The sequence below is a fragment of the Maribellus maritimus genome, assembly GCF_022267315.1.
GTDB lineage: Bacteria > Bacteroidota > Bacteroidia > Bacteroidales > Prolixibacteraceae > Draconibacterium > Draconibacterium maritimum.
The window spans coordinates 68,502-92,849 of sequence record NZ_JAIKLE010000012.1 but is presented as its reverse complement, the minus strand read 5'-3'; the positions used below and the strand labels follow the sequence as shown (position 1 = coordinate 92,849).

General features: G+C 38.8%; 23 protein-coding genes. 9 read left to right on the top strand and 14 right to left on the bottom strand.

What is annotated here, in order from left to right:
• The first annotated feature begins 142 nt into the window (after positions 1-142).
• Genes K5G00_RS12440 through K5G00_RS12410 form a run of 6 tightly spaced genes read left to right on the top strand, consistent with a single transcriptional unit; the run spans position 143 to position 6,958 of the window.
• Entirely contained in the window at positions 143-406 is a 264-nt protein-coding gene (locus tag K5G00_RS12440; protein WP_238766486.1) for a PqqD family protein, read from the top strand.
• Between the two features lie 7 nt (positions 407-413).
• Complete coding sequence (locus K5G00_RS12435) at positions 414-1,460, top strand: ATP-grasp domain-containing protein (protein WP_238766485.1); 1,047 nt, start codon at positions 414-416, stop codon at positions 1,458-1,460.
• A gap of 11 nt (positions 1,461-1,471) precedes the next feature.
• The gene (locus K5G00_RS12430; protein ID WP_238766484.1) at positions 1,472-2,812 is read left to right on the top strand and encodes an alanine racemase; all 1,341 of its coding nucleotides are present in this window, start codon (positions 1,472-1,474) and stop codon (positions 2,810-2,812) included.
• Between the two features lie 8 nt (positions 2,813-2,820).
• Positions 2,821-5,046, top strand: coding sequence for an urea transporter (locus K5G00_RS30050; protein ID WP_317235544.1), 2,226 nt, complete (start codon positions 2,821-2,823; stop codon positions 5,044-5,046).
• A complete protein-coding gene (locus K5G00_RS12415) occupies positions 5,025-6,347 on the top strand; it encodes a tetratricopeptide repeat protein (RefSeq protein ID WP_238766483.1) in 1,323 nt (440 codons plus the stop codon). Before K5G00_RS30050 ends, K5G00_RS12415 begins: the two co-directional genes overlap by 22 nt.
• Positions 6,335-6,958 carry a tetratricopeptide repeat protein gene (locus K5G00_RS12410; RefSeq protein ID WP_238766482.1) on the top strand — a complete coding sequence of 208 codons (624 nt, stop codon included), beginning with the start codon at positions 6,335-6,337 and terminating at the stop codon, positions 6,956-6,958. Before K5G00_RS12415 ends, K5G00_RS12410 begins: the two co-directional genes overlap by 13 nt.
• A 91-nt stretch (positions 6,959-7,049) precedes the next feature.
• Here the strand turns inward: K5G00_RS12410 and K5G00_RS12405 are convergent, their stop codons facing one another.
• From K5G00_RS12405 to K5G00_RS12365, 9 genes are all read right to left on the bottom strand, one after another.
• Positions 7,050-7,988 carry a mechanosensitive ion channel family protein gene (locus tag K5G00_RS12405; RefSeq protein ID WP_238766481.1) on the bottom strand — a complete coding sequence of 313 codons (939 nt, stop codon included), beginning with the start codon at positions 7,986-7,988 and terminating at the stop codon, positions 7,050-7,052.
• Between the two features lie 265 nt (positions 7,989-8,253).
• Positions 8,254-9,003, bottom strand: coding sequence for a DUF2202 domain-containing protein (locus tag K5G00_RS12400; protein ID WP_238766480.1), 750 nt, complete (start codon positions 9,001-9,003; stop codon positions 8,254-8,256).
• 64 nt (positions 9,004-9,067) lie between these two features.
• Positions 9,068-9,586 (bottom strand): hypothetical protein, encoded by a 519-nt coding sequence (locus tag K5G00_RS12395; protein ID WP_238766479.1) that lies wholly within the window; start codon positions 9,584-9,586, stop codon positions 9,068-9,070.
• A gap of 31 nt (positions 9,587-9,617) precedes the next feature.
• The gene (locus K5G00_RS12390; protein WP_238766478.1) at positions 9,618-10,145 is read right to left on the bottom strand and encodes a hypothetical protein; all 528 of its coding nucleotides are present in this window, start codon (positions 10,143-10,145) and stop codon (positions 9,618-9,620) included.
• Between the two features lie 3 nt (positions 10,146-10,148).
• Entirely contained in the window at positions 10,149-10,586 is a 438-nt protein-coding gene (locus K5G00_RS12385; RefSeq protein ID WP_238766477.1) for an anti-sigma factor family protein, read from the bottom strand.
• A gap of 47 nt (positions 10,587-10,633) precedes the next feature.
• Complete coding sequence (locus K5G00_RS12380; protein WP_238766476.1) at positions 10,634-11,215, bottom strand: RNA polymerase sigma factor; 582 nt, start codon at positions 11,213-11,215, stop codon at positions 10,634-10,636.
• 57 nt (positions 11,216-11,272) lie between these two features.
• Positions 11,273-12,091: a DUF4405 domain-containing protein gene (locus tag K5G00_RS12375; protein ID WP_238766475.1), complete on the bottom strand. Its 819-nt coding sequence runs from the start codon at positions 12,089-12,091 to the stop codon at positions 11,273-11,275.
• 89 nt (positions 12,092-12,180) lie between these two features.
• Entirely contained in the window at positions 12,181-13,059 is an 879-nt protein-coding gene (locus K5G00_RS12370) for a pyruvate, water dikinase regulatory protein (protein WP_238766474.1), read from the bottom strand.
• A gap of 83 nt (positions 13,060-13,142) precedes the next feature.
• A complete protein-coding gene (locus K5G00_RS12365; RefSeq protein ID WP_238766473.1) occupies positions 13,143-15,530 on the bottom strand; it encodes a penicillin acylase family protein in 2,388 nt (795 codons plus the stop codon).
• Positions 15,531-15,683: 153 nt separating this feature from the next.
• On the opposite strand from K5G00_RS12365, the gene K5G00_RS12360 reads away from it, so the two are divergent.
• Entirely contained in the window at positions 15,684-16,127 is a 444-nt protein-coding gene (locus K5G00_RS12360; RefSeq protein ID WP_238766472.1) for a DUF2147 domain-containing protein, read from the top strand.
• Between the two features lie 33 nt (positions 16,128-16,160).
• Here the strand turns inward: K5G00_RS12360 and K5G00_RS12355 are convergent, their stop codons facing one another.
• The 5 genes from K5G00_RS12355 to K5G00_RS12335 form a co-directional block, all read right to left on the bottom strand.
• Positions 16,161-16,940, bottom strand: coding sequence for a radical SAM protein (locus K5G00_RS12355; RefSeq protein WP_238766471.1), 780 nt, complete (start codon positions 16,938-16,940; stop codon positions 16,161-16,163).
• Positions 16,941-17,029: 89 nt separating this feature from the next.
• Positions 17,030-18,223, bottom strand: coding sequence for an amidohydrolase family protein (locus K5G00_RS12350; RefSeq protein WP_238766470.1), 1,194 nt, complete (start codon positions 18,221-18,223; stop codon positions 17,030-17,032).
• Positions 18,224-18,229: 6 nt separating this feature from the next.
• Complete coding sequence (locus tag K5G00_RS12345; RefSeq protein WP_238766469.1) at positions 18,230-18,616, bottom strand: DUF4296 domain-containing protein; 387 nt, start codon at positions 18,614-18,616, stop codon at positions 18,230-18,232.
• 65 nt (positions 18,617-18,681) lie between these two features.
• Complete coding sequence (gene radA / locus K5G00_RS12340; protein WP_238766468.1) at positions 18,682-20,040, bottom strand: DNA repair protein RadA; 1,359 nt, start codon at positions 20,038-20,040, stop codon at positions 18,682-18,684.
• A 66-nt stretch (positions 20,041-20,106) separates the two neighbouring features.
• Positions 20,107-20,598, bottom strand: coding sequence for an adenylyltransferase/cytidyltransferase family protein (locus tag K5G00_RS12335; RefSeq protein WP_238766467.1), 492 nt, complete (start codon positions 20,596-20,598; stop codon positions 20,107-20,109).
• A gap of 521 nt (positions 20,599-21,119) precedes the next feature.
• On the opposite strand from K5G00_RS12335, the gene K5G00_RS12330 reads away from it, so the two are divergent.
• Positions 21,120-21,998 (top strand): DUF4249 domain-containing protein, encoded by an 879-nt coding sequence (locus K5G00_RS12330; RefSeq protein ID WP_238766466.1) that lies wholly within the window; start codon positions 21,120-21,122, stop codon positions 21,996-21,998.
• Between the two features lie 10 nt (positions 21,999-22,008).
• A complete protein-coding gene (locus K5G00_RS12325; RefSeq protein ID WP_238766465.1) occupies positions 22,009-24,327 on the top strand; it encodes a TonB-dependent receptor in 2,319 nt (772 codons plus the stop codon).
• The last annotated feature ends 21 nt before the right edge of the window (positions 24,328-24,348 follow it).

The following is a 24,348-nucleotide window of genomic DNA, read 5'->3' as shown; positions in this document are numbered from 1 at the left end:
GGTTAATTATGAAAAGTGTTAAACAATATTAATGCCAAATGTAATCAACTTCAGGAGATGTATTTTTTTTATCCCCTTAAAAAGTTTTCTGAACGTGCAAGTTTTAAGAAGAGTTGGTGTCAAAAGTTCAAAATTCATTAAAATGAAAATAGCTGTAGAAGTAAAGATTAGTAATAACGGGTTTGTTTTTAATTCAAAAACCGGCGATTCATTTAATCTGAATCCTTTTGGCCTGGAACTGATTAAAAATATCCAGGCAGGAAAAGATTTTGATTTTATAAAAAAGGAAATGCTTGAAAAGTATGATGTTGATGACCTTACTTTTGAGAAGGATTTTTATGAATTCTGCGCGTTGCTGAAACATCACCAAATTCTTGAACAGGGCGATCCGCTCGATTTTAATTAATCGCAAAATGGCAAAAACAAAAATTACATTGGCCGTTACCGGGTTGAATAATACAGATAATCCGGGGCCGGGAGTACCAGTGATTCGCGCAGCGAAAGAATCGGAAGAGTTGGATGTTCGGGTAATTGGGTTGGTTTACGAAAACCTTGAACCCGGAATTTATATGGAGGGTTTGTGCGACCGGATTTTTCAGATTCCTTATCCTTCTTCAGGCTCGAACGAATTGATTGAGCGGATTGAAAAAATTCATCAACAGGAAAAAATCGATGTGCTGATTCCGAATTTCGACGCCGAACTTTTTTCGTTTATGAAAAATGAGCAGCGGTTGCTTGATAAAGGAATCCACACCTTTTTGCCCAACCTGAAACAATTTCAGGAAAGAGAAAAAGAAAAGTTACCTGAGTTTGGTAAAAAGTACGATGTGAAAGTTCCGGGAAGCATCAACCTGGGAAGTACAAATCAGATTTCCGACATGGAAGACAAATTTGATTATCCTGTCATGATAAAAGGCCAGTTTTATGATGCTTACGAAGCCAGTAATAAAGAACAGGTAAAGCAGGCTTTTTACAAGATTTCATCGAAATGGGGACTCCCTGTAATTGCGCAGGAATTTGTAAAAGGGATTGAAGTGAATGTAGTTGCATTGGGCGATGGAAAAGGGAATACAATTGCGGCAGTTCCGATGCGAAAACAATATATTACCGACAAAGGAAAAGCCTGGGGGGGAATCACTCTGGCTGACGAAAAGATGATGGAACTCACTCGCTCTATTATTCAGAAAACAAAATGGAAAGGCGGCATGGAACTGGAAATGATTAAAACCAGCAAAGGAGAGTATTATTTGATTGAGATAAATCCGAGAATCCCTGCCTGGGTCTATCTGGCCGTTGGGGCCGGGCAAAATATTCCGGAAGCTTTAATAAAATTAGCACTCGGGCAGGAAGTTCAGCCAATGACGTCCTATAAAATTGGGAAAATGTTTGTTCGCTATTCGTACGATATGATTGTTGACCTCGAAAAATTTGCAGCAATTTCAATGAACAAGGAAATTTAAAACAACAGAAAATGGAAAAGTTAAAATATGAAAAGCCGCTTATCAGTAAAATTACGGCAGGGATGCCCAATAAATTCGGGTTGCCTTCAAAAATAAAAACAGTTTCTGAAATTGATGGAATTCCGGTGTCAAAATTAATGGAACAATATGGTTCACCGGTATTTGTGATTTCAGAAAAAACTATTCGGGAAACGTATGCTGAGGCAAAACAAGCATTTGAAACCCGCTATCCGAAAGTACAGTTTGCTTGGTCGTACAAAACCAACTATCTGGATGCTGTGTGCAGTATTTTTCATGATGAGGGATCTTGGGCTGAAGTGGTTTCAGGATTTGAATTTGAAAAGGCGCTCTCGCTGGGCGTAAATGGTTCACAAATTCTGTTTAATGGTCCTGAAAAGTCTGAAGAAGATTTGACCTTAGCAATAAACCACAATGCTTGCATTCACATCGATCATTTTGATGAACTGTATTTACTGATTGAAACTTCCCGGAAACTAAATAAGAAAGCGCGGGTTGCCATCCGGGTAAATATGGACACTGGTATTTATCCGATGTGGGACCGTTTTGGCTTTAATTATGAAAACGGAGAAGCCTGGAATGCCATTAACCGGATAATGTTGGCAGAAAGTCTTGATTTAATCGGGCTGCACACACACATCGGAACGTATATTATGTCCGCTTCTGCTTACGCTGTTGCTGCGTCAAAACTGGCAAATCTTTATATGGCTACTCACCGGAAATTTGATCACTGGTTAAAGTATATTGATCTGGGCGGTGGTTTTGCTTCAAAAAATACGCTAAAAGGCGCTTATATGCCGGGTTCGGAAACTTGTCCGTCGTTTGACGAATATGCAGAAGCCATTTCAAATGCTTTGATTTCTTCGGAAATTCCGCATGAAAATCTACCCGTTCTTTTCCTTGAAACCGGCAGGGCACTGATTGACGATGCCGGTTATTTACTCACTACAGTTTTAGCCAACAAACGTTCGTCTATTGGCCGCCGCTTGATGGTAATTGATGCCGGAGTAAACATTCTTTTTACAACGTTCTGGTATAATCTGGGTGTTTTTCCGACCAAGGAAACTTCTGATTTTTTGGAAGAAACTACTATTTATGGTCCGCTTTGTATGAATATCGATATTATTCGCGATGCCATAAATTTTCCATCAGTAAAAGTTGGAGATCAGCTTGTTATTGAACGGGTTGGCGCATATAATATGACCCAGTGGATGCAGTTTATTACATTCCGGCCAAATATTATTTTGATTGACACGGAGGGTAAAACGCATATTATTCGGAATAAAGAAAAACTGGAAACCATAACCAGCTTCGAAATGAATCCTAAAAAATAGCAATTTGGATGAAAAACAACACCTTGAACGGGAAAGATATTGTTGATTCGGTTTTAAACAGTTACGCGCAGGTATTTTTTTCAAAATCAAAACTACTTGCCGCATTTTTAATTGTAATCAGTTTTTTTGATTACGGTGCGGGAATTGGTGGACTGATTTCCGTTTTTATTGCAAATACACTGGCTCGTTTTCTGGGGTACAATAAATATTTTCTGAATTCCGGCTTGTATGGATTTAATGCGCTGCTGGTTGGGCTGGGTGTTGGTTTATTTTACCAGCCATCGGTGCCGTTGTATATTTTAATTGCGGTTGCGGCCATACTTACGTTCTTTTTAACCGTTGTTTTTCAGGGTGTTTTGGGGAAATACGGATTGCCCTATTTAAGTGTTCCTTTTTTGTTAGCCATTTGGGTTGTCGCGCTTTCTGCGGGCGACCTTTCGGCTTTAAATATAAGTGAACGAGGAATTTACACCTACAACGAACTTTATGCTTTGGGCGGGCAGGCATTTGTAAATTTTTACGATTTTCTTGAAACTCATATTCGGTCTTCGTTTATTCGGATTTATTTTCATTCACTGGGTGCAATTTTCTTTCAAACCCATTTGCTGGCCGGAATTATCATTGCCATTGGTTTACTTATTTATTCTCGGATAACTTTCGTGTTGTCGATTTTAGGTTATTCCATCGCGTATCTTTTTTATCACCTTGTAGGAATCGAATTTAATTCGCTGGGATACACATTTATTGGCTTCAACTACATTTTAACAGCAATTGCTCTTGGCGGATATTACCTCGTTCCTGGAAGAGTGAGTTACGGTTGGATAATTTTGTTGCTTCCTGCAGTGGTTTTGATTACAACCAGCACACAGCAAATATTTTTAACATTTAAAATTTCACCCTATTCGTTGCCGTTCAACGTAATTGTTTTGATGTTTTTGTATGCATTAAAACTGCGTGAGGTGCGGCCCAAGAAACTGGTTGAAACGCCTGTTCAGTTGGGGAAACCAGAGAAAAATCTGTATTTGTATTCCGGTAACCTAAAACGTTTTCCTTCTGCTTACCCGGTTTCAGCTTCGTTACCGTTTTATGGCGAGTGGACTATTAATCAGGGACACAATGGCGAACATACGCACAAAGGAGCCTGGCGTCATGCATGGGATTTTGTGATTACTGATAAAAACGGGGCACAATTTAAAGGCTCAGGCGATTTTCATGAAGACTATTTTTGTTTTGGGAAAGCAGTACTTGCGCCTTTCGACGGGACAGTTGTTGAGGCAGTAAATAATGTTGAAGATAATACGATTGGCGACATTAATACAAAGGCCAATTGGGGGAACACGGTGATAATAAAACACAACGATTATCTGTTTGCCAAACTCAGCCATCTGAAATTTCATTCAGTGGAAGTAAAACCCGGCGACCAGGTTAAAAAGGGCCAAATTATTGGACGATGTGGAAATTCTGGGCGTTCGCCATATCCGCATTTGCATTTTCAGTTTCAAACAACTCCATACATTGGTTCTGTGACACTCGATTATCCTTTTGGTCATTATTTGCTGAAAGAAGAAAATGGTTTTACTCAGAAAAATTTTGATTTCCCAAAGAATAACCAGGTGGTTGTAAATCCTTCAAAAAATGAAATTCTTTCAGAAACATTTCATTTTATTCCGGGGCAGCGCTTAAAAATTGATGTTGAAGTAGATTCAAAAAAACAAAAATGGCAAAAACTGGCTGGTAATTTCGAATTAGAAGTTGAGACCGATGTTTTTAATACGACTTATATTCAATGCCCTCAAAATGCTGCAAAAGCTTATTTATACAACGATGAAGATTTGCACTATTTTACCAATTTCACCGGATCTAAAAACACCGCACTTTACTGGTTTTTTATTTCGCTTTTTAAAGTGCCGCTGGGTTTTCTGCCCAATAGCAAAATTAATGACAGTATTCCGTTAAACATGATGTTTGGAGGGATTTTGAAATTTTTGCAGGATTTTATTGCGCCTGTTTTTCTCTTTCTGAAAGTGGACTATGCGCTGACAATGAAAGAATCCGGGGATATTTTGTCTTCCGGAGATATTGAAATGACCGCAGAAATAACTAAAAAAATATTTGGCCGCGAAGCCGGTAAAATTTTGGCTGAAATAAAAATAGGGCAGGAGGGAAAAATTGAAATTAATATAGAATTCAATGAAGATAAAATTAAACTAATATGTCAAAACGAGTTGGATTAATAATAGTTTTTGGGCTGCTATTTCTGGCTGTTTCTGCACAGGAAACCTGGAACTATGTTGAAGTTGATAAAAAATCGTATGAATTATATCAGCAAAAAAACTGGGCTGAAATCATTAAATATTCAAAAGAAGCGCGGAATCATGGAATTGATTTTTTCTATTTACAGGCACGTACGGGAATTGCCTACTACAATTTAAAACTGTATCGGAAATCAACAAAATGGTTTTTAAAAGCGTACGAAAATGACCAGTCGTTTGATTGGCTGCAGGAGTATTTATACTACAGTTTGGTTTTTGGTGGAAGAACGGCGGAGGCACTAAAATATGCCAAAGACTTTACGCCGGCACTTCAGCAGAAAATAAATTATGCTCCTGCAAAAATTTCAAGGATTGCCTTTGAAGGGGGCTACAGTTTTAATCCTGATTTCGACAAAATACGTGAAGTTTCCTATCAAGAGCAGTTAATTGCTGATGATGATTACGGAGAAGCATATTTTCTGGAAAATTATCATTTTGAGTCGTTTGATTTGAGTCATCAGCTGGCCCCGGGTGTTAGTCTGAGTCATAATTTTACGTATTTAGGAATGAACAAAGAGGAGCAGGTTTACTGGGGGGCGAAAAATGAATTTCCAATAAAAGTCAATCAATTTCAATATTTTATAAATCCTCTTTTTGTGTTGGGGAATAAATGGTATGTTTCTCCGTCAGCCAGTATTGTTTGGGGAAATAGTGAATTGATTTTAGGGAATTATGATCCGAATACCTTTTATCTGTATAACTTAAAATATTCCGATTTTATATTTTCAACATCTACATGGTCGCATTTTGGAAATTTTTCACCGGGAGCAGAAATAAACTTGGCCAATATTTCTGATGTAAGTTTTACCCAAATGTCGGCATGGATAACCTATTATCCTTTTTCGAAACCAAATTTTTACATCACTCCGCGGGTGTATTTTCGGAATGATAAGGCGGAAAGTCTTGGATATAACACTTTTGAAATCTCTGGTGGTGTTCAGTTGGGACCGGTTCATTTATCAGGGAAATATTTAAACGGTGATATGCGCAATTTTGTTGAATCGGCCGGTTATGTAGTTTCTAATTTTCCCGGGAGCTCGGACCAGAAGATTATGGGCAGTTTGTATTTTCCGGTAGGGAAAAAATACCAGCTTGTTTTTAGATATATTAATCAAAATATTAAAGAAAATTATCAGGTTTATACCAGCGGTGTTAAAAGCAACTCGTTGGAATATAATTACGTAAAACACACTTTAACCGCAGGAATATCATGGAATTTTTGAGAAAAAACAGCATTTTGGTTCTACTCGTGCTACTTTCTTTTTCAGCGTGGGCACAGAATAACCAGGAACTTTTGGAAGACGCGTTTGCAAAAAGTTACACATCGGAGAAAAACGGAGATTTTAAAGCTGCAATGGATCCGTTAAAAAAAGTATACGATGAGTCATCGTACGAAATTAACCTGCGGCTGGGTTGGTTAAATTATAATGCCGGTTTATTTGACGAATCTACCATTTTTTATAACAAAGCGCGGGAATTAAAACCATATTCCGAGGAAGCCCGCTTTGGATTGATTTTACCAAAAGCTGCGCTTGGGTGTTGGGACGAAGTAATAGAACTTTACGATAAAATCCTGGAAATTAATCCAAACAATACCGTTGCCATGTACCGTTTAGGTTTGGTTTACTATGGTCGTAAAGATTATTCCAGGGCTTATCCGCTCTTTAAAAAGGTAGTCGATTTATATCCGTTTGGCTACGACGGGCTGTTAATGCTCGGCTGGACTTCCTATTTTTTAGGGAATTACAACCAGGCAAAAGTCTTGTTTCATAAAGTTCATTTGTATAATCCAAACGATGAGTCGGCTACCGAAGGTTTGACATTGATAAAGTAAATAAATAACACAATCATAAGCGGCAACCATAGGAAAAAACGGCAATTTTTTAAAATCTACGGTTCTTCCAATATTATATATTATTGCGTTATTATTTTTTTTCTTTTGCCTTATCTTCTGCTTTTTCCATAGTGAGTTTTAACGGTTCAATTTCTTCGCCCCAGTAAATCGTTTGATGTGGGAATGGTATTTCAATCCGGTGTTCATCAAATGTTTCTTTTAAGCGTTTCCGGTATTCACGACCAATTGTCCATTGTTGAATGGGTTTTGTTTTAATTCGACCTTTTACAACAAGGGCGCTGTCTCCAAAACTGTCCAATCCAAAAATCTCCATTGGTTCAAGAATATTGTTTTTGTATGCGTCTTCTTCCATCATTCCGTCGGCGACCTGTTTCATCAGTTTCATCACTTTATTTAAATCTTCTTTATAAGCCACGCCGATATCAAAAACCATAGCCGACCAATCTTTAGTCATGTTGGAAACCGTATTGATTTTTCCGTTTTGAAAAATATGAACCACACCCGAGAGGTCGCGTAAAGTAATTGTTCTGAGTTCAATTTTTTCAACCAATCCACCAGTCCCGTTTATTATTGCCACGTCGCCGGTTCTGATTTGGTTTTCAAGCAAAATAAAGAAGCCGGTGATAAAATCGCGAACCAATTCCTGTGCTCCAAACCCAACAGCCAAACCAATAATTCCGGCACCAGCCAATATGGGAGCAATGTCAATATTTATTTTTTTGAGGAAAATCATAATAAAAACAGCCCAAATGACGATGGAAATTCCTTTTTTTACAATTCCCATAAGTGTATTTAAACGTTTTTCTACTTCCAGATTGGGCTCTTCTTTTCGGTTGACAGTTTTTTTTGCGAGCACAGATTTTAGTTTTCGAACCATAAAAAATCCGACGCGCAGCGAAATAATTAGTAGTATGACCAGAATTACAAGTGAAGGTAATTCCGACACAATCCAACTGGTTAAGCTTTTTGCAAATGTTTCCCAGAACTCGGGAGTAAAAATATTTCCCATACTCTTTAATTTTCAGTTTATAAAAAATTTTCAGTAAACAGAATTAATAAAAGATTATGCCAGAGAGAGTTGAATAATGGTTTTTTTGGGTTACATGCCTGATACTAAAATGATTATTTCATTCTTTGACTGAAAGTGTTGTGTGTATTATACGGACAGATTTTGTGAGATTAATTGTGGAAATCTTTCACAAGTTATAAAAAATAGGATAAAAAAATCCCGGATGTAAATCCGGGATCTTCTGGTTTTCTGTTTTTTATATGAACTAAAAATTGGGTCCGGTTCCATCGCAAGTAGTAGAATCATTGGAATTGTAATAGTAATATCCCGGAGTCCATTCTGAAGTATTTGAATCGTCAAGAATTTTGTGGTACTCTTCTTCAGTAATTACAGTAGGAGTGTAGGTTTCGCCCTGGCGCGACAAGGCAAAAGTAAAGGCTTTCAAATGGTTTTTAGAGCCACGTAGTAAGTTTGAGTAAACCCGAATTACATCTTCATTTTGAGTTTCCTCCAAGTGGTTTTGTAAATCGTTGATATCAAACTCTTCAATAAATGCACCCACTTTTAAAGCTTCAACAAGACCTGCAGATCCATCTTCAGTTAATGATGCGAACAATTCACTAAACATCGGATTTGAAAAAACACCTGCTTCATCCGTTGCCGGATCTTCGAGTCCGTAACCTGACATCAGGTATAAAACGGCACTGGTGTGTGCACTTTCACTCTTTGAAATGTTGTCGAAAATTACATAGTTGTAGGTTTCAAAAAACGAAGAATAAACATCGTGTGCCAGTTTTTCTTCTTCGCGCATCTCCATCAGTCCTGCAACTTCTGCATCTGTCAGACTCCCTGAAAAAGTACAACTATCGCCTGGAGCAAGTGCTATTTCACTACTTTTTTCTTCATCGGCTGTCGCCAGCGTTTCTTCTACCTGACTGATTGTTTCGGAACACGATACCATTAGAACTGAACCGATGGCCAAAAAGGCGTTGAATAATAGTTTTCTGATTTTCATAACATTAATTTTTGTTTGAATATTGTTAAGTTACCTTGGGGGATAACATTAATCTGTTGTTTGTTTAATTGAACCGTGGACAATTTCTGTAATATCCTCTGCCATATCCGGCCCCTCTGGATCCTCCTCTGTTTCCTCTCGCGAAACCCTGCTGGTTTCCGTATCCGGCCCCATTTCCGCGCTGATAAGCCATTCGTTGATTTCTATAATTATTTCCACGTAACTGAAGAAGTTCGTACTCTTTTTGTTGATCTTCAGTGAGTAATTTTTTTACTTCCATTCGATGTGCAACTACATTCTCCAACATTTCTTCCCTGATGATATCTTTCTCATCCCAGTTTGCTGTTGCACGTCTTTTGTCTCGTAATACATCCATTTGTTCCTGGTGTTTGTTCTCCAGTGCTGTGATGGATTCAACCTGATCATCTGTTAAATCGGGAAGATAGTTTACACAGGTAACTCTTTCATTGTTCTGAGCAAATGCTCTGTTTCCGTTTCTCCACCCTTGAGCGAAAAGAGTGCTTGTTCCTAATGCGAGGGCAAAAAATACCCCGGCAAATTTTTTTAACTTGCTAATTTTCATGATTTTAAAATTTTAAATTGAATTTTTGTTTTTACCTTCTATTTAATCTGTTTCTACCGTATTTTGGTAATTTAACATCTTCGTTTTTTTGCAGTACCGACATAAAAATTTCATTCAGTTTTTCGCGCTGTTGCTCATCGCATTCGTTTTTCATCGCCAGATAATAGGCAATAGTTTCTTTTTTTAGTTCGGTATGCAATTCTCCTATTTGTACTGAAATGGAATCGAGTTTTGTCTGAACCGGACTTTCTTTCCCCATTTCTTCAACCATTTCATGTCTCAGCGCTTCCAGGTCGTGGTTAATTTTCCAGGCTTTCTGATTAAAACTTCTGTTCAACTCACGAAAAGTATCCATCTGATCAAAACGCAGGTCTAATTGTTCTCTAAAAAAACGCGTGCGTCGCTCTGCCGGAACTTCAATAGCTACCTCTTCGGTTTGTTCCATCGTTTTTTTATCCTGCATTTTGTGATAAAAAAATGAAAAGCCCATGGAGATATTGGTTGCCAGCAGAATGGCAATTGCCCAAATCAGAATCCTGTATTTATTTGATTTTACCATTGCTTACTCCATTAAAAATCCTTCAATCGGTTCCGACTGCATTTCATTCAAATATGGAAAAATTTCTTCGGATGTATAATGTACAGAAGCAGTATTTACCTGCACAGGAGTAGCAATTTTAAAACCAGTATAGATCCCGGCGATCAGTAATATCGAGAAAAATACCGGTTGAATAATGTTAACCAAAACCGGTTTCCAGAACGGAACTTTTGCAGGTTCAGCCTGAGATTCCAAACGAGCTTTTAACCGGGTGTAAAAGAACGGATTTGTTTCTGTCGTTTTTTCTTTTTCTATAATCCCAAGCGTTTTTTTCAAGTCTTGTGCAAACGCTGAACACTCGTTACAGCTTGAAATATGTGCTTCAATTTGCTTTTCTTCTTTTTCCGGTAAGTCTCCTTCGAGAAAGAAAATTAAATTTTTATGTATTGTCTTGCATTTCATTTTTTGCTTGTTGTTTATATGACACAATTCTGAGTTATAACTTGCACCTAAATACACTTTTTTTTGTAGCAGGTATATAATTTTTTTTGTAGGTTTTTTTTAGCCCTGTGAATTAACGATTCGATGGATGAAACTGAAAGGTCCATCACTTCTGAAATTTCCTTATACGACAGGTCTTCATATTTATTGAGTGAAAAAGCTACCTTCTGATTTTCCGGTAACGAGTTAATAGCTTCATGCAACACATTTGCCCTCTGATTATTTTCAAGATTAAAATCAGCATCATCACTGTCTCCCGAAGTAAATTTTTCAAAAATGGCATTTTTTGATTTCACTGTATCGTCAAGCGATTGAAACCACTTGCGTTTTTTATTGTCGCGGATAAAATTCAGCGAGCGGTTTACAGCAATTCGGTACAACCAGGTCGAAATTTTTGAATCGGCCCTAAAACTCTGAACAGAACGAAAAACTTCGATAAAAACATCCTGCGCCACATCTTCGGCATCGTCTTTATCATGCAGCATTCCAAAACAGGTATTTACAACCAATTTTTGGTATTTGTCAACCAGCTCTTTAAACGCTTGTTCGCTACCGTTTTGAAGTTTTTCTATGATTTCGGCTTCTGTCATTCAGAAAAAACATCTTTTAAATTAGCTTAATTTTGCTGAATAAAAAACTTCGGGATTTTATTCTTTTGAAATCAGGTCATAAATATCCCGAGGTGGAATATTGTTGTTATCGCCAATATCGCGCAATGTTTGACCTTTTTCTGCTTTTATCCGGTTTTCTTTCAGCAGCTTTAAAACATCGTCAGCGTCTTTGTTTAACTCCAGTGCAAAATCCTCGATGGTTTTTCTTCCAATGCCCGATCCTTGTCTTTGCGATTCCGGTTTTCGGGTAATTTGTCTGTAAATTTCCAGTGGAGTAGTGCCGTTAATTTTTGCAATTTCACTTAATGTTTGCTGGTTCGTATTGCTAAAGCTAATCTGATGTCGCGATAAATTGTTGGTTATTTCTTCCAGCGTAATATTCGTTAGTTGTCCGTCAAGTTCGGCTAAAGTAAGTAATTCTGCATGTGGAATGGGTGGTTCTTCTTCTGCTTTCTCCCACGAGTCTGTAAAATATTCGCTTGCATCCATTACAGACTGGAACGGGGGAAGCGAAAAAAGAATTCCAAAGAGGAAAATGACAAACAGAGCTGAGGAGAAAATAAACTCCCGTTTTTTATTCAGCCCGCTTGTTGCTTTTGATTTTATGTAGGAAAGAAATGCTTTCCAGTTGATGGTAAAAAGATGAAAGACGGATAAAATAACAAAACTGAAAGAGAAAACAGTGTGTAAAGCCTGCCAGCCTTCTTTTGTTAGTCCTGCTATTTCCCAGTTTACCCAGTGGGCATACCTCCCGGGAGGAGCCACGTATAAAATAATTCCGGAAACGATGATTACAATAAACGAATAACTTAGTCCGAAACTAATAAATGCCCGCCAGCTAAATTTGTTTTTCATTTGTGTCTTTTTTTACAATTGTTCTTTATTTTGAGGTAAGACACAACAACAAAACAAAACTTGCGGAGGGTAAATATTTTTGTGAAAATTTAGTGCGTTTTGTCCTGATCATGGTAGGGCGATTCCAACTTTCTGCCCCGGTAGGAAAACCTTTTCGACATGATATTCAAAATTTCATTTGCCGTATTTTCGATGGGTTTGTTTGTTACATTTAAAACCGTAAAATTACCTTTGTCAAAAACAAACATGGCATTTCGTATTTCCTCTCTTACTGATTTTTCATCGATGTACTTTTCATCCTGGTGATTATTCCAGCTAAGGAGACGCTTTTTTCGGTGGGCGATGAGCTGATGAACCCCGATGTGTAATCCAAAAACGCGTTGCGGATCCACTTTAAATAATTCGTGAGGTGGTTGAATGCCATTAACAAGCGGAACATTTGCAACCTTCCAGCCATACATAGCCAGGTAAATACTTAGCGGTGTTTTTCCCGCACGTGAAACACCGGTCAGAATAATTTCTGCTGACTTAAGGCGCTCGGGACTCATACCGTCGTCGTGTGAAAGTGTATATTCAATCGAATCGATTCTGTCAAAATACTGCTGGTTGATTTCGCGGTACAGGCCGGGATGTTTTAGTGGTTCCACTTCCAGAGACGAATCGAGATAGTTGGCTAAATCTCCCATAAAATCGACGACTCTGACTTTAAATTCTTTACAAAGTTCATTTATTTTAGACCGGAGTTCAGGGTTTACCATGGTATGCGTGATCAAACCTCCGTCGGTTTTGGCCTGCATTACCACATCAAAAATCTGGTCTTCGTCAGAAACATGTGGAACAATAACCACCGGGATGTCATTCTCCGGATATTGGATAAGTAATGATTGCACCATATTGTTTCCGGCAAGTCCGCGCCCTCCTGAAACGACGTATATTGGGGGAGGTAATATACTTTTTTGAATGTTCATAAGCTGTCTTTTATTCTTGAACAAAAAAAGAGCCCGCCGGGTTTCGACAGGCTCAAAATCTTTTTATAATATCGTGTTGTGTATTATTCCGGTTTTAGACTCATTTTATAAGTTGCTGCTTTTTTAACTTCGGTTTTTGAGAATGGATCTGCGTGGTATTCATTATTTAAATATCTTTCCAATTGGTCGAGGTAAAAGTCACTGGAAGGAATTCCGCTGGTTCCCGTCGGGATAATGGTTTTGGAAGCATCCCAGTTCCCTGCATCAAAAATATGGCGGTGAGAAGCCCCGTGATTTACTGTGTACAGGTTATTATAGGAATAGGAAAAAGGGCTTACCGTATGAAAACTTCCGGGAACTCCGTATGGTCCGCGATTGAGTTTAAATGCTTTATCCAGAGCATTTACCACTCCTAAAGGATGACTCATGGTAAACGTGTGAATTTTGCTCCAGTTCCAGTCTTCCACGTTGTTTCCAAGCTGAGCAGTCAGATCTGCCACCGTTTCCTTAAAAGAGCGGACGATTATATCATTAAAGGTTTCGGTTTCTGTGGTGTTTTTATCGTCAATCCAGTCCGATTTTTTGCCTGATAAAATGCTTAACATCAGGTTTTCAAGCATTGAACGCTGGCTTTTTATTGCTTTAAAACTTTCTTCTGACAGTTCGTCTTTCACCAGATTTTCACATACTTTCCGGTACAATATTTCAAAAACCGATGTTGCCTGGCTTTCCCGTGTCAGCACAAAATTCCAGGTTGCGAGTTTTTTCTGAGCCTCTTTTTCTGTTTCATTCAGATCCGGTGCAGCAGCCAATGCCTCAAGAAAAACGGGAGTAAATTTTTCCGCTTTTTTTGATTTGTAATCGGCATGCATTTTTTTAAAATCTTCAATTCCCAGCTTTTCCTTTTCCTGCAACATTTCCCTGATTCGGTTTATCCGGTTGGGCACGGCAAACCAGTGACTGACGTAATAGGGATAGTCATCCGGAACCGTTTTGTTATTTGCCGAAGAAACATAACCCCGCCCAGGATTTAATTCATAAGGAAGTTCTTCAAAAGGTACAATACCTTTCCAGTCGTATTTGCTGCTGTCGCCGGGGTAAATCTGAATGCCGTTTCCTTCCCGAACGGGAATTCCGGCACTGCATTGTAAACCAATATTTCCTTCTACATCGGCATAAACAATATTCTGGCTCACCGAAATAAAAGTCTTTACAGCATCGCGGAAGTCGCTCCAGTTATTTGCCCGGTTTAACAGGAAAACAGTCCGTATTTCATTGCTCATTTCATTTCCAAGCCAACGAACGGAAAGCGGAGTTTCTTTTTCGTGTTTAAAACGGTTTACCAATGGCCCGCGGTGTGTAAATTTTAAGGTCTCATGAATTTCGTCGCCTTCCTTGGTTTTTATAATTTCTTCCTGAATGATAAGGTCTTTCCACTCGCCGTCAAATAAATATTTTGTTGAATCTTCGTTCAGTTTTTCGGCATAAAAATCAAGGTCATCAACCATTACATTGGTCATTCCCCAGGCAATGGAATCGTTATGGCCGGCAATGATAAATGGTTGGCCCGGGATGGCCAGACCGGTGACATTTAGTTTTCCCGGTACACTTTGGTGGATTTGATACCATATTCCCGGTGCAAAAAGTCCTAGGTGCATGTCGTTGGCCAGAATCGGTTTGCCTGTTTTACTTTTTTTGCCCGAAATTGCCCAGTTGTTACTTCCGTGAAAAATTTCAATGCCCATTTTTTCCAGATTTTCACTGGCAGATAGTAAGGTTTCAGCAATTTTTTCTTCCGGGAGTGTAAAATCCGGAAATACTTCTGTGGGCTGGTTTTTCATGTCGGGGATAAGTTCTGCCAGTTGTTCGGGATTTATTTCTTTTTTGATGTTGTGCAGAAATATTTCAGAACCCCAGCCGGAACTTAAATCCCAGGCCATATAACCAATTAAGTTTATGGAGTGAACAGGTTCCCAGTATTCCGGATGATACCCTAAAACACGAAATTCGGGGGGTAGAGGATTTCGTTCAATAAAATAGTTAAACCCTTCGGAAAAGGCCTCCAGCGCAGCAACGATTTCAGGAGACGATGTTTGGAGTATTTGTTCCGACTTTTCCTGAATGCGGAGCGAACGCATCAACAAATCAGTGTTTATCTGATCTTTCCCCATAATTTCAGACAACCGGCCCTGTGTGACCCTGCGTAATAAATCCATTTGCCACAAGCGGTCTTGTGCCATTACAAATCCAACAGCGCGGTATAAATCTTTTTCATTCTGTGCGAAAATGTGCGGGATTCCATTTTCATCACGGAAAACGGATACGCTGTCAGTTAGCCGGGAAAATGTTAAATCCCGGTTGTAGTCGGGGAGGGCGTCGTTTTGCATACTCTTTAACAAAATGTATCCGGCTGCAACAACAATGACGATTAAAATCAGCAGACCCAGTAAAATTCGTTTTAGTGTTCGCATTTTGGTATTTTTAGTGAAATTCAAAAAAGACGTGGAAATTTACCAATTGAATTTCAAATAATTATATATTTATTCCATTAAAATATTCAATTTCAGCTATAGACTTTACTTCTAAAATAGAGGAAATTTATTGTAAACTAAAAAGCTTAACGTATGAAAAAGTTATTTGTTCTTTTTTTACTGGCAACGTATGCTATCGCCGGATTTTCGCAGGATGCCGATAAAATTCTGGGTGTTTGGTGGAACGATGAGAAAACGACAAAAATTGAAGTTGAAAAGAAGGACGGGAAATATATCGGAACCATAGTTTATATGATTCCCGAAAAGTATGAAAACGGACAACCACCAAAAGATAAGGAAAATCCGGAACCGGAATTACGCGATCGTTCGATTGTAGGCTTGCAGATTTTAAGCGGTTTTGAATACAATGCCAAAAAGGAAGAATGGAAAGAAGGAACAATTTATGATCCAAAATCGGGGAATACCTATGATTGTTACGGCTGGATGGAAAACGAAGATCTGCTCAAACTAAAGGGTTTTGTTGGGGGAATGCGCTGGTTGGGCCGCAGCTCGGAGTGGTACCGCACGACTTTATAGATAGTCTTTTTCGTTACAAATATTTTGTAGGAACTATCCGGAAACCTGCACGGAGAATCCGGCTTGTTCCACTTGTTTGGCTATTTGATTCAGGTCGGGAAGCGGAACTTTTTCCAGGGTATCGATCGGTGTGTCCCGGGCAATGGTATATATCATTACCTGCCTGGGATTTATTTTTTTGAGCAGTTCAATCCAGGCCAAAACCTCTTTTTCAGTAGTGTTATCAATGGTTTTCCTTTTGTAGCAGCCACGAATAAACATGGTTTGAATAATTACGTTTCCCTTAAAATCAGTGAGTTGTTCCACTACTTTTTTCAAATTGAAATATCCCTGTGGACAATCCATTTGTTCAACGGTTTTTTCAAATGCCGAATCGAGTTTTTGAATGTTGTCTTCTATTTTTTTCAGCGCCCCGAACACCGGTTTTTTGTGAAGCATGGTGGCATTTGATAAAACTGCAATTCTTGCATTTGGTGTAAACTGGTTACGTAGTTCAATGGTGTCGTTAATTATTTCTGCAAACTCAGGATGAAGTGTTGGTTCTCCGTTTCCGGCAAATGTAATTACATCGGGCAACTGGCTTTCAGCTACCATTTTTTTTAACACTTCGGCAAGTCTTTTTTTCACTTCTTCGCGAGCGGGCAGTTTCGCTTTTTCTTCCCGTTTTTTGGGATTGCGACCACATTCGCAATAAATACAATCAAAAGAACAGATTTTTGTATGGGTAGGCATCAGGTTGATTCCGAGCGAAACACCAAGACGCCGGCTTTTTACCGGCCCAAAAATAATCTCATCAAAAAGAAAAGTAGCCATCTTAAAAATTTTTGCAAAGATAGCCTGAAGAATTCCGATTTTCGAATATGAAGAGTTATTTTTTCCTGCGGATTGCGACTCACACTTTTCTAAGAAAGTCTTTTTAACTTGCTTCTTCCGGTAAGTTTCATGTGCTTGAAATCGATGCCTGTAATCAGATTAATTCCGGGTTTCTTTCCTGTTTCAAAACTTCCCAGATGTGTTTCCATTTTAAGTGCCCTTGCTCCGTTGTAACATCCCCACCGGATGATTTCTTCCAAATGTATTCCCGGGAAATTTTCCTGGATAGTAAGCATCTCTGCCAAAACAGAAAGCTGATGATTGGAAGCCAGACTATCGGTTCCCAGACAAATAGGAAGATTTTCGTTTTGAAATAATTCTACCGGTGGCAGTTGGTTTTCGATGTACAGATTTGAAAGCGGACAAAGAACAAAAAAAGTATTGGATAGCGAGCGGTGCTCTTTCAGGTTCTCAATATCTTTCTTTTTTGTAAATGTGTTGTGCACAAGCAGAAGTTGGTTTTCCTCCGGCAAATGTTTTAATACAGAGGAAATGGAGCTTTTTCCTGTGGCTTTCCAGAACGAAGTATCTATTCCGAGGTTATTTTTAAAATGATGTAAAATTGAACCTGTGCCGTCGACAAAGAATTGTTCCTCGGCTTTACTTTCCTGGTTGTGTATACTCAGCATACTTTTTTCAGTTGCTGCGTCTTTCCTAATCTTTTTAAAAAGTGGTTCGGAAACCGAATAAGACGAATGAGGAGTAATTGACGCTGACAGCCCGTTTTCTGCAAACTGATTTTTTACCTCTTGTGCGATTGAAAATGATTTTTCTGCTCGCGAAGGATGAAATCCAAATGATTCAACAAAAGTATGATACTGAATTTTACTTTTTAGCTTTGTTGGAATCGTAACAGATGAATTGGCAATATCGCCCACCGCTGCAATTCCGTTGGCCCACATTTTTCGGTCGGTCTTTCGAACGATCTCCTCCTGATTTTTTGTTTCGTTATTGCGTAAGCGGTTGATGTCTTTTACAAAGTCGCTGATACTGGTTTTTTCGGGGATTACATCTTTCATGTGCGAAAGTTCGAGGTGGCAATGGGTATTTACAAAACCCGGTACTAAAATACCACTGTAAAACTCAAGACCTGCCTGTTCCGGCTGATTCTCTTTTTGTTGCTGAATTTCAATAATTGTTCCGTCGTCTTCGCAAATCAGAATTCCGTTTTTTACAGGTGCACTATTTCCGGGGAAAATATATGTAGCAGAAAGTTTCCTCACGGTGAATTATCTTTCATCCTCAAATTCAAGCAATTCGTTTTTACGTCCCGATAAATCCTGTTCCATTTCGCTTAACCGGCTTTGTACTTTCCGGTACATTTTTTCAAAATTCTTGGGTTTGCTAAGATAGAATATAAGCGATTTTTCAAAAACAGAATCCGGAACCTGGTATTTATCTAAAATAGCGTAGTAAAAATCAGCGGATGTAGTGTTTTTAATGGTTGAATCCTGCCGGTTGCGATTGTAATAGGTTGCTTCAGCAAGGTGGACATCGATAAGCATATCAATCATTTGGTTTTCTTTGACCAAATTCTCGGGTTTTTCAACCGTTGGCTCGTCGCAGGCTGCAAAACCCAAAATTGTAAAGATGATTATGATGATGTTCTTTTTCATTCAGGGGGCCAAATTATAAATTGTTCCTTGACTTTTCAATATTCAAATGGTTAAAAAAAGCTATTTTATCCGAAAATACTTCTGAAGACTTCTTCAACACGGCTGGTTTTTACAATATCAATTCCAAATCCGGATGCATCAAATCCTTTGTTTAGTGAGGGGATAATGATTTTTTTGAACCCCAGTTTGGCGGCTTCGGCTATTCGTTGTTCAATTCGGTTTACTGCACGAATTTCGCCTGTTAATCCCACCTCGCCCGCAAAACAAATTTTATGGTCGATGGGAATGTCGATATTTGAAGAGAGAATAGAGCAGATGACAGCCAAATCGGTAGCCGGGTCGTTTATTTTTAATCCGCCGGCAATATTCAGAAACACATCTTTTTGAATGAGTTTAAAACCGGCTCGTTTTTCCAGAACCGCCAGCAACATATTTAGCCGGCGTAAATCAAATCCGGTGGATGAGCGCTGTGGTGTTCCGTAGGCAGCTGAACTTACCAGCGCCTGAATTTCGATTAAAATAGGGCGAATTCCTTCAATTGTGGCAGCAATGGCTGTGCCGCTCACATCGTCGCTTACTTTTGAAATCAGTTGCTCCGAAGGATTGGTAATTTCCCGTAATCCGTCACTGCGCATTTCAAAAATACCCAGTTCGTTGGTGGAGCCAAAGCGGTTTTTGTTCGAACGTAAAATCCGGTACATGTAATTGGTATCACCTTCAAATTGCAAAACGGTGTCTACAATATGCTCCAGCACTTTGGGGCCGGCAATACTTCCTTCCTTATTGATATGACCGATAAGAACAACTGCAACTCCGCTTTTTTTTGCAAATCTTAAAATGGCCGAAGTACACTCACGAACCTGTGAAACTGACCCGGGTGAAGATTCAATATTTTCTGTTGAAATGGTTTGAATGGAATCGATAATCAAAACATCGGGTTGAATTTGTTCGGAATGTGCGAGCAGATTTTCCAGTGAAGTTTCACTCAGAAAAAGACAATTGTTGTTGCTGATGTTTAGTCGCTCGGCACGAAGTTTTATCTGTTGCAGACTCTCTTCTCCCGATGTATACAAAATTTTTTGTTTGTTTAATTTAAGTGCCAGCTGCAGAGCCAGTGTCGATTTTCCGATTCCCGGATCACCGCCCAAAAGAATCAATGAGCCGGGAACTATTCCGCCACCAAGTACACGGTCGAATTCCTTAATTCCGGCAACAATCCGTTGTGTTTTTGCGGCTTGAATATTTTCCAATGTTATCGGCTGGTTTCCCAAGTGCCGGGCAGCCACTTTTGCGGCACTTTTCTTTTTTTCAATAATTTCTTCCAAAAAAGTATTCCACTCGCCACATGAAGTGCATTTCCCCATCCATTTTGGAGATTGAAAACCACAGTTCTGGCACGTGTATATCGATTTTGTTGCCGGCATAGCCTTGTTGCTCTTTGTGTTGCTAAACGTTCAGTTGCACAAAGGTATCTCTTTTCTTTAAGTTGTCTATTTCAGACTTTTTATTTTTTGAATGATATCGCTGGTTGATACTCCCGGCACCAAATCAAGTGTAATTACTTTTCCCCCGTTTTTTAGAACCGTGTCGTGTCCGGCAATTTCATGAACTTCGTATTGTTTCCCTTTTACCAGTACATTGGGATTGATTTGCGCAACCAATTTTGCAGGAGTTTCCTCAGAAAAAAGAATAACAGCATCAACAAAACCAAAAGCAGCAAGGATAATAGCGCGGGCCTTTTCATCCATTACAGGGCGATCGAAGCCTTTTAACAGTCTTACCGATTCATCGGAATTTAACCCCACAATCAGTTTGGTTCCCAGTTGAGCCGATTTTTCCAGCGAATCAACATGCCCGTGGTGAATAACGTCAAAACAGCCATTGGTGAATACAATGGTTTCGTTATCTGCTCTCCACTTTTTTACAAGTGCCTTAAAATCCTGAAAGCTGGAAAATATCTTTGTCTGAATATCTGTATCCATTTTAAAAATTCCCAAAAGTATAAAACTAAAACAGAGAACAAGAAAGATTGTCATGAAAAGTTTTTTCAGGAGCGTAATTTTGGCTGAAAGGAAATGTCGGGAGTGTTGGAATGGATTGAAAGGAGATCGATTCAGTAGGCCCCGGACTGCTGCAATAACCCGCTTCCATGCTACTTTTTTTATTCGCTCACAAGCAGAAAGAAAATGCAAATTTGCTTCCCCTCCTGAAAATTAGAATGGTTCTAAATCCCCCCCCCAAAAAAATTATTTTGAGTAAACCGGGTTTAGAAAAGATTAATTGTTATTTTCGTCTTGTTACTCCAGGACAGAACCCCTGCCGGTAGCACATATTTTTATAACACGCATTAAGAAAAACGAGAAATAAGATGTTTGTAGTTTTTTACAAATATCAGATGTTTTGTTTTTTATAATAGTCTCAAGGGCAAAAAGTACCCCAACACTTTAAAAAAGAATCAGGAAGCAGAAGATGTTTTATCCACTGCTCTTATTGAAACAGATTGATGAAAAAAAAGAGTTTTTTAATTATTTTAGGATTTTGGATATTGTTTTCCTCCTGTGAAGAGGAGGTTACTCTCGATTTTGACAACGAACCCAAATTGTGTTTGAATTGTATTCTTAATCCCGATTCAGTTGTCAGCGCCAAATTAACCTTGTCGCACCGCCTCGATAATTCAGGGAAATTTGAAACGGTTGACAACGGAAATCTTACGTTGTACGAAGGGAATGAGTTATTCGGCATATTTGAACCACAGGGAAACGGCAGGTACCTGATAAATAAAAGGCCGGTAGAAGGGAAAACATATAAAATTATTGCTGAAGCAGGCAGTTATAACACCATTTCGGCCACCACAATCCTTCCTGATTTCCCGGTTGTTGAATATTCCAAAGAAATTATCGGACATGCCTCTTATGACAGTACCTTGGATGTTTATAACCTGAATGTGCAGCTTAAAGATAAACCCGGAAAAGATAATTACTGGATTTATGAGAATAATGTAGTAAGCGGGGTAAAATATGGTGGAGGGGGTCGGGAAATTAATACACTGTTTATAGATGATTTTAACAAAGAAATTGATACAGAAGTCAAATACGGCTTTACACTTTTTTTGGGTGTGCGTTTGTCTGACGAAGGGTACGACGGACAGTCAATGGATTTTGTTATTTCTGATTTTATTGAAGCGACAGAATACCGTTATACGGAAGCAGTTCATTTTTTAAATGCTGATGAGCACTATGACAAGTATATAAAAACTTCAATCCTTAACCGGATTAAAGAAACCTCTGATTTGCCTTTTTTTGAGCCGGTTCAAATGTATTCAAATATTCAAAACGGTTACGGGATATTTGGTTCCTGTGCCATAACGAGTGTTAAATTGTAAACCCCGCAGCATGAAAAATTTTATATTGATTCTTGCCTTTTTTACACCACTATTTATCAATGCCCAAAATAAACATACAATTTCCGGTTATGTAACCGACGGCAGTTCGGATGAACGGTTGACAGGGGCAACAATATTTAATAAAACTACGGGAAAAGGTACGGTGAGCAACAATTATGGTTTTTTTAGTTTAACCGATATGGAGGGCAACTGCCAACTGGAAATTCGATTTGTGGGATTTAAAAAGAAGGCCTTGGTTTTATATTTGGAGAAAGATACTTTTCTAAATGTCAGCCTGCAAAGAGGCATTGAGATAGAGGAAATTAAAGTAAGAGGCCATGAAATAAAACGAAGTAATCCCGAGTTATCCATACTGAGCCAACCCGGAATTACAATGCAGATGATCGAATCGGCGCCGGTTATTTTAGGTGAACATGATATTTTAAAAACGCTCCAGTTTATGCCTGGGATAAAACAGGGGGCTGAAAATACGGCCAGCTTTAACGTGCGCGGAGGCAGCGCAGATCAAAATCTGATTCTTTTGGATGGGGTTCCCGTATATAACGTAAATCACCTGATGGGCTTTTTCTCCGTTTTTAATACTGACGCCGTTAAGGATGTAGTACTTATAAAAGGTGGTATTCCTGCCCGCTATGGAGGGCGTTTATCTTCGGTGCTGGACATTTCAATGAAAGAAGGAAATTTAAACAAAAACAGCGGTGTGTTTTCCATTAGCCCGGTTTCGGGACGTTTTACATATGAAGGCCCCATTAAACAGGATAAAGGCGCATTTATTGTTTCAGCACGTCGTACATTTTTCGATATTCCCATGGCGGCTATTCAGAAATTGAATGGAGAAGGGGGGGTATACGGTTACTATTTTTATGATTTAAATACAAAAGCCAACTGGATTTTTAATCCGGGAAGCCGGCTCTATCTTAGCCTCTATACAGGAAAAGATAATCTGTTTTCAAATACGAGGGTAGGAAACGATTGGAAATCGAGGTACCGCTATAACTGGGGAAACATAACCACTGTATTGCGATGGAATAAAGTGTTTTCTTCAAAGTTATTTTCGAATTTTTCTCTTTACTACAGCCGTTTCCGACATAATGAGTTGGGAAAAGCAAAAGATAAAAACACACAAACGTTGTTTAAAACAACGTCTGAACTTCAGGATATATCGTTTAAATCTGATTTTGATTTTTATGTTTCTCCTCAATATACGTTTCGGTTTGGTTCAAAACTTTCACACTTGGTGTTCAACCCGAACATTATCCAGGTAAAAAGTACCGAATCGGACATTTCGTTTAATAATCAAAATAGAACTCAGGCTGCCCGAGCCGATGTGTATTTTGAGAATGCTTTTGATCTGGGGAAATTAAAACTAAATGCAGGAGGCCGTTTATCAGGATATTTTACGGAAGGGAAAAATTACTTCCATATTCAGCCGCGTTTTTCTGCCGGTTTTGAATTATTTCCCCACATAAATATTTCCACATCCTATACACAGATGGTTCAAAATATTCATTTGCTAACCAATTCATCATTCGGAATGCCAACTGATTTGTGGGTCGCTTCAACCGATAAAGTTGGGCCTCAGTTGGCACAGCAGTTTACGATGGGGTTGAGTAAACAAATTCGCAATGAAATTTCGTTTAACATTGAAGGATACTATAAACGGATGCATGATGTTGTGCGGTTCGATGAAGGTGTGGCTTTTTTAAATCCAAAAGAGTCTGCCTGGGATAGAAATGTTCTTGTAGGTGAAGGCAGGGCTTACGGAATGGAATTTATGACTCAAAAGAATAGTGGCAGGCTAACCGGCATGTTGTCCTATACCTTGTCGTGGTCCGAAAGAAAATATGTTGGTTTAAACAACGGAAACTGGTTTCCGTTTAAATATGATCGCCGTCATGATGTTTCTTTTCTGGCAGAATACAGGTTTAAAGAATCATGGAAAACAACCCGTTCTTTTTCAATAGGATTCACATTACAGTCAGGCAACAATTTAAGTGTAGCCGATGTGGAATATGAAGGCCTGCTAACTCCAGGCAGAGAACTTGCTGACTATCATTATGACTGGGAAGTTATACGCCAAACTTACGACAATCCCAACAACTTTAAAATGCCCACATTCCATCATCTCGATATTGGTTACAGTATTGTAAAACAAAAAACCGACAGTAAAAGTGTTACCTGGTCGTTCTCGGTTTACAATGTGTACAACCGGATGAACCCTTGGTATTATTACAAAAGCGAAGGTAAGGTAAAACAGGTTTCACTGTTTCCAATTATCCCCTCAGTTGGTTTTAAATATGAATTTTAAGTCTTTTGAACATATTAAAAA

Bases quoted from the DNA above. Each gene is read 5' to 3' on its own strand.
- K5G00_RS12440 (WP_238766486.1), top strand. From the start codon at position 143: ATGAAAATAGCTGTAGAAGTAAAGATTAGTAATAACGGGTTTGTTTTT.
- K5G00_RS12435 (WP_238766485.1), top strand. From the start codon at position 414: ATGGCAAAAACAAAAATTACATTGGCCGTTACCGGGTTGAATAATACA.
- K5G00_RS12430 (WP_238766484.1), top strand. From the start codon at position 1,472: ATGGAAAAGTTAAAATATGAAAAGCCGCTTATCAGTAAAATTACGGCA.
- K5G00_RS30050 (WP_317235544.1), top strand. From the start codon at position 2,821: ATGAAAAACAACACCTTGAACGGGAAAGATATTGTTGATTCGGTTTTA.
- K5G00_RS12415 (WP_238766483.1), top strand. From the start codon at position 5,025: ATGTCAAAACGAGTTGGATTAATAATAGTTTTTGGGCTGCTATTTCTG.
- K5G00_RS12410 (WP_238766482.1), top strand. From the start codon at position 6,335: ATGGAATTTTTGAGAAAAAACAGCATTTTGGTTCTACTCGTGCTACTT.
- K5G00_RS12405 (WP_238766481.1), bottom strand. From the start codon at position 7,988: ATGGGAAATATTTTTACTCCCGAGTTCTGGGAAACATTTGCAAAAAGC.
- K5G00_RS12400 (WP_238766480.1), bottom strand. From the start codon at position 9,003: ATGAAAATCAGAAAACTATTATTCAACGCCTTTTTGGCCATCGGTTCA.
- K5G00_RS12395 (WP_238766479.1), bottom strand. From the start codon at position 9,586: ATGAAAATTAGCAAGTTAAAAAAATTTGCCGGGGTATTTTTTGCCCTC.
- K5G00_RS12390 (WP_238766478.1), bottom strand. From the start codon at position 10,145: ATGGTAAAATCAAATAAATACAGGATTCTGATTTGGGCAATTGCCATT.
- K5G00_RS12385 (WP_238766477.1), bottom strand. From the start codon at position 10,586: ATGAAATGCAAGACAATACATAAAAATTTAATTTTCTTTCTCGAAGGA.
- K5G00_RS12380 (WP_238766476.1), bottom strand. From the start codon at position 11,215: ATGACAGAAGCCGAAATCATAGAAAAACTTCAAAACGGTAGCGAACAA.
- K5G00_RS12375 (WP_238766475.1), bottom strand. From the start codon at position 12,091: ATGAAAAACAAATTTAGCTGGCGGGCATTTATTAGTTTCGGACTAAGT.
- K5G00_RS12370 (WP_238766474.1), bottom strand. From the start codon at position 13,059: ATGAACATTCAAAAAAGTATATTACCTCCCCCAATATACGTCGTTTCA.
- K5G00_RS12365 (WP_238766473.1), bottom strand. From the start codon at position 15,530: ATGCGAACACTAAAACGAATTTTACTGGGTCTGCTGATTTTAATCGTC.
- K5G00_RS12360 (WP_238766472.1), top strand. From the start codon at position 15,684: ATGAAAAAGTTATTTGTTCTTTTTTTACTGGCAACGTATGCTATCGCC.
- K5G00_RS12355 (WP_238766471.1), bottom strand. From the start codon at position 16,940: ATGGCTACTTTTCTTTTTGATGAGATTATTTTTGGGCCGGTAAAAAGC.
- K5G00_RS12345 (WP_238766469.1), bottom strand. From the start codon at position 18,616: ATGAAAAAGAACATCATCATAATCATCTTTACAATTTTGGGTTTTGCA.
- radA (WP_238766468.1), bottom strand. From the start codon at position 20,040: ATGCCGGCAACAAAATCGATATACACGTGCCAGAACTGTGGTTTTCAA.
- K5G00_RS12335 (WP_238766467.1), bottom strand. From the start codon at position 20,598: ATGGATACAGATATTCAGACAAAGATATTTTCCAGCTTTCAGGATTTT.
- K5G00_RS12330 (WP_238766466.1), top strand. From the start codon at position 21,120: ATGAAAAAAAAGAGTTTTTTAATTATTTTAGGATTTTGGATATTGTTT.
- K5G00_RS12325 (WP_238766465.1), top strand. From the start codon at position 22,009: ATGAAAAATTTTATATTGATTCTTGCCTTTTTTACACCACTATTTATC.